Below are 4,701 nucleotides of genomic sequence, written 5' to 3' on the forward strand. Positions count from 1 at the left end.
CGGCAGCACTCTGTATTTTTGAAATGTCCGACGGCTCGGTATTTAATTATCGCGGCTCATGGTGCGCGGAGGGGGCAATTACCTCATGGGAAGCCCAGTGGCGTATTACAGGAGAATATGGGACAGCCATTTGGGACGGAATCGGTGAGCCTTATGCAGAGGTTGTTGCTCCCAGCGATCAGTCGGGCAAATTCATACGCGATTATGTGCGTGTTGATGGCGGATTTGTGCAGATGAATAATGAGTTCCACGAGGGCTGCCTGGACGAAATGTTCGCAGCACTTGATGAAGGACGCAAGCCGGAAACCGACAGCAGCGACAATATTTACAGCATGGCCATGGTGCTTGCATCGCTGGAGAGCGCACGACTTGGGCAGAAGGTACTTATTGCTGATATGATGAAATAGTGCTTGCTAAATATGAGCGAATGTTGACAGGATTAGTGGCTTCATTTTCAGGTCGAAAACCGGTTTCCATCCTTTGGAGACCGGTTTTGTTCGTTGCAGGGATGAAGAGATTTAGCAAAATTGACCAGTAAAAACGCACATGATACAATATATACTGAACGTTCGGTCAGTTAAATGTCGAAATTTGTTTCAGAGATGTGCAATGAATTCAGGAGGTGAGTGCCCTTATGAATAGAAATCAAGAAATCACTATCGTCGATTATGAACCCCGATATGCGGGCTCCATTGCCGCTATGTGGAATACAAGCAATGAGAGTTGGGGTGGAGACAATTCGCTACAGACCGAGGAAAGCATTCTTAAAGAACATCATAACAGTACCTTTCTTCATGTATTTTTGGCGATAGCTGGTGGGGAAGTAGTGGGATATTGCAGCTTCTCCCATTACAAGGAAGATGCTGGTGCCCTGTACATCCCTTTACTGAATGTCCGGCCCGATTATCACGGTCACAAAGTCGGCAAGCGGCTTATTTTACGCGCAATTGAGGAAACCTTGAAGCTTGGCTGGCCTAGACTCGACCTCTACACATGGCCAGGCAATACGAAAGCTGTCCCTGCCTATAAGAAGAGCGGGTTTTTCTGGGAGAAACGGGATGACACCACACATCTAATGAACTTGATTCCATCCGTATTGCAGACTGGTGCTGTAAAGGCTTATTTTGAGGAAATGAACTGGTACACAGATAGCATACGTGAAATTGCGATCAGCCCGGATGGACGGCAGGAACGCGGTTTTGATTATTTTACTTATGAGTGGAGAAAAGGCAATTTACATCTGAGGATGGAATATGAGCGAACAGGACGAGGGTTAAGACTAATCGAAACGGAGGATTACCTCATTAACGCAACGATTCCTGATCACCATCAATTGCCTTTCGGTGCTAGTTATCCGATCGTATATGAAGCCGTTAATAAAAGCGGGAAGCGTTTAGCTTTGGAAATCAGAAGTGTCGGCAGTGCTGCTATTAGCTTTGAGCTGCATGAATCCAGAGTGGTTGAGTCACAGGAACGGATAGAAGGCAGCTTTTTTGTCCATGCCACTCAAGAGGATCAGAACTTATTTCAGACCCATCCGGTTGTTGAGGCCGAGCTGCTCATTAATGGTTTGCCAGCTACCTTCAAAATTGGCATTGAGCCAAAATTTCCAGCGAAGCTAAAGCTTCAAGCACCAGTGGGGCCCATTTATGCGGGTGAACCTATTGCGCTTGATTTGACGGTAGAAAATAAGTACGAGACAGGGGCTGAGTTTGCTTTCGAGCTGGCCGATGATGCGGTCCTTTCCTTCAGCCAGCCCTCCGTCCGTATCAAGGTGCCAGCTAAAGGCCGGAGGACCATTACCATTGACGCCCAATTGCTGACCTATGGCATTTGGCATCATCGTATCGCTATTCACAAGGTGGTCGGCACTGGCGAATTACTCGTATCGCAGCAGGAAGTCAGTCTTGTGTTTCCGGGAATACATGCTGCTTTCGGAGGCGAAACCGAACAGGACTGGGTGATTTTTAACGGTCAATACTCCGCTCGACTAAGCAAAGCAAGCAACATACTTTCCATTTACGAGGGAGCTCACAGCACCATAAGTCTTTATTATCCTAAGTTTGGGTTGCCTTACAGCAGCGCCTTTGAGAAAAATCGAGTGTCTCAAGTCACTTGCCGTCATGACGATGCTATGGTGCTCGAAGCCCAGTATGATCTGACATCCGCTAACCTGCTGCTCACTCTGGTCGTCAAATTGTACAGCAATGGTATCATTACCCGGCATCATGTTGTACAGAACAAGGCGGCGGCAGTCCGGGATGAACCACTATTTTTGAAAGAAGGCTTTAATTTCAACCTTGAAGACAGCGTTATTCCTTATGAAGGTCGATATATGGATTTAAGCAAAGGGCCTGAGGCCTCCAATTCCGATTATTGGGAGAAAAATCGGTTCACGGAAAATTGGATTTTTGCTATTAACGGGGATTCGTCACGGGGAATTACCTGGCCTGAACAGTTGGAAATCTTATCAGAAGGTTGGTATCACGGTATTGAGCATCCGTTGGGCGTCATTCCCGCTGGAGGCCTTACACAGACTGAGCCTATCCGTATTGCTTTAGGAACGTGGAGAAATTGGCGTGATTTCCGTTCTTTTGCCCTGAACAGGGGAGCTTCACAGGAGCTCAAGACTACCGAGCAGTTGGAGACGATTGTGAATCAGGGCAATCCTTTTTTGCAAGGGCCGCTGGAGGTCCGGATTGTTGAGCGGAAAAATGCATTTTTGGAAGGTGAGATTGAAATCTCATCTGCACTAGACAGCATAGATACGGCAAAACACCTCATATCCGGCGAGCAGCAGCTCACCGAAATCGTAACGCCGGTAACCTGGAAAGCCAGCCTCGAGGCGGATATTTTAACACTGCGTCTCGATATGGAATCCTATGGAGCAGGAAGAAGCCGTCTTGTCTTTCCAGTCTCGGATCACCTAATCACACAACAAACGGAGCATACGAAATATGGCGAGGTGCTTATTGCGGGCAATGGGGTTATGGAAATTCAGGCAAGCAGCGGCTATGCCCCAGCCTTATTTTCACTAAAGCACCGCGGAGTAGAATGGCTCGATTCATCCTATCCTCAACCAGGGCCTAAGTCTTGGTGGAATCCTTGGGTCGGGGGCATTGCAGCAGAAGTATCCGGCATGTCTGGGGCGAGCTTCATGGAAGAGCCGCGTGAGGCAGCCTTTGCAGCAATCACAGATAATTTGGGAAATAGCTGGTCGGGTATTCGAATGAGTGTGACGATCTGCAACCATGCAAAATTTAGAGGACTTGTGCTCCATCAATATTTCTTAATGCTTCCAGGCGTGCCTGTACTTGCAACTGCCATTCGGGTGGAGCAAAATACAGGTGCACCGCTACATCCGCTGACCCTTTCCAATTCGACCTTCTACCGGGCAAGCAGCGATATTAAGGAAAGCAGGGGGTATGTTAAAAATAGCAATGGTGAAAATATTATCTATAAGGCTGGCAGGGTTCAATATAGCGTGAGCAGTGCAAACGGAATCATCCAGTATGGTTCCCGTGAGCGGAAGCAGCGGCTGACCTTCATTGCCCATCCCAAGATTGATTCAAGCGCACTGCATGTAAACACCCATGTAGCGGCATCTGTGGCAACAGAAAAACTATTTTTGCAAGACGGGAAGCAGCAGTTCGCCAAGCCCCAGTTCTATATCATTTCTGATCTGTTTGCCCCAGAGGAAGCTTATCAGGATTTGCTCAACATTCGTTTTGACCAGCTGACTTAAGAAAGGATACTTTGATGAAAATTATAGATGCACATGTCCATTTTTCCAATATTGCAGCTTTTAAAGAGACGGCACAAACTTTGGCCGCTATTGATTACACAAAAAACGGTTTGCTGGAGGAGTTCAGAAACGCTGGTGTCATCGCTGGTGTGGGGATGGGCGTTACGGAAACGGTTGAAGGGGCCTTCCCGGATTCGGCAGCCCTTAATCCCATGCTGCTTGATTTGAGCGGCCAGCTTCCTGACAATCTATTCACTTGTGTCGGTATTAATCCATTAACCCTTCATCTCGATGGTCAGCTCGAAGCACTGGAACAATCATTGCGCTCAAAACATATCGTTGGTATTAAGCTGTATGCGGGATATTACCATTACAATGTCGGCGATGAAATTTATGACCCGGTGTACAGGCTCGCTGCCGCTTATCAGCTGCCCATCGTCATTCATGGAGGACTGACTTATTCGGACAAAGGCTTGCTGAAATATTCGCATCCGCTGTCGATGGAAGAAACCTTTTTGAAGCACCGCGAGCTTACCTTTATGCTTTGTCATCTCGGTGATCCTTGGGTCATGGAAACAGCCGCATTGCTGGAAAAAAATCCGAATCTCTACGCAGATCTGTCGGGCTGGATCGTAGGCGACGCCGCAAAGGTGGAACGGTTGCTAATGGAGCAAACCTATACGGATCATTTCCGACGTGCCATTGTGTTTGCCGAAAAATATGACCGGCTTGTGTTCGGTACCGATTGGCCGCTTGTTCCGCTGGACGCCTATATCCGGTTTGTGAAGCATCTGATTCCACAGGCTCACTGGGAGGATGTTTTTTATAACAATGCGCTACGGGTATTTCCGAAGCTGAAGCAGCTGATTGGAGATAATTAGGATAGAGTGCAGAGGAAGTCGCTAATGTGACGGCAGCCCTAGAATGGGCTGCCGTTTTTTTAAACTAAAGATAGC

General features: G+C 47.7%; 2 protein-coding genes and 1 pseudogene. All 3 read left to right on the forward strand.

Annotation, left to right across the window (positions count from 1 at the left end):
* Positions 1–407, forward strand: a pseudogene (locus ABEW34_RS31550) (gfo/Idh/MocA family oxidoreductase); the annotation flags it as partial.
* Positions 408–634: 227 nt separating this feature from the next.
* Positions 635–3,745 (forward strand): N-acetyltransferase family protein, encoded by a 3,111-nt coding sequence (locus tag ABEW34_RS31555; protein WP_430165729.1) that lies wholly within the window; start codon positions 635–637, stop codon positions 3,743–3,745.
* A 14-nt stretch (positions 3,746–3,759) separates the two neighbouring features.
* Positions 3,760–4,626 carry an amidohydrolase family protein gene (locus ABEW34_RS31560; RefSeq protein WP_430165732.1) on the forward strand — a complete coding sequence of 289 codons (867 nt, stop codon included), beginning with the start codon at positions 3,760–3,762 and terminating at the stop codon, positions 4,624–4,626.
* Positions 4,627–4,701 lie beyond the last annotated feature (75 nt).

It is taken from the genome of Paenibacillus algorifonticola (assembly GCF_050481745.1).
GTDB classification, from domain to species: domain Bacteria; phylum Bacillota; class Bacilli; order Paenibacillales; family Paenibacillaceae; genus Pristimantibacillus; species Pristimantibacillus algorifonticola_A.

Coding starts and splice junctions, on each gene's coding strand:
- ABEW34_RS31560 (WP_430165732.1), top strand. CDS start 3,760: ATGAAAATTATAGATGCACATGTCCATTTTTCCAATATTGCAGCTTTT.
- ABEW34_RS31555 (WP_430165729.1), top strand. CDS start 635: ATGAATAGAAATCAAGAAATCACTATCGTCGATTATGAACCCCGATAT.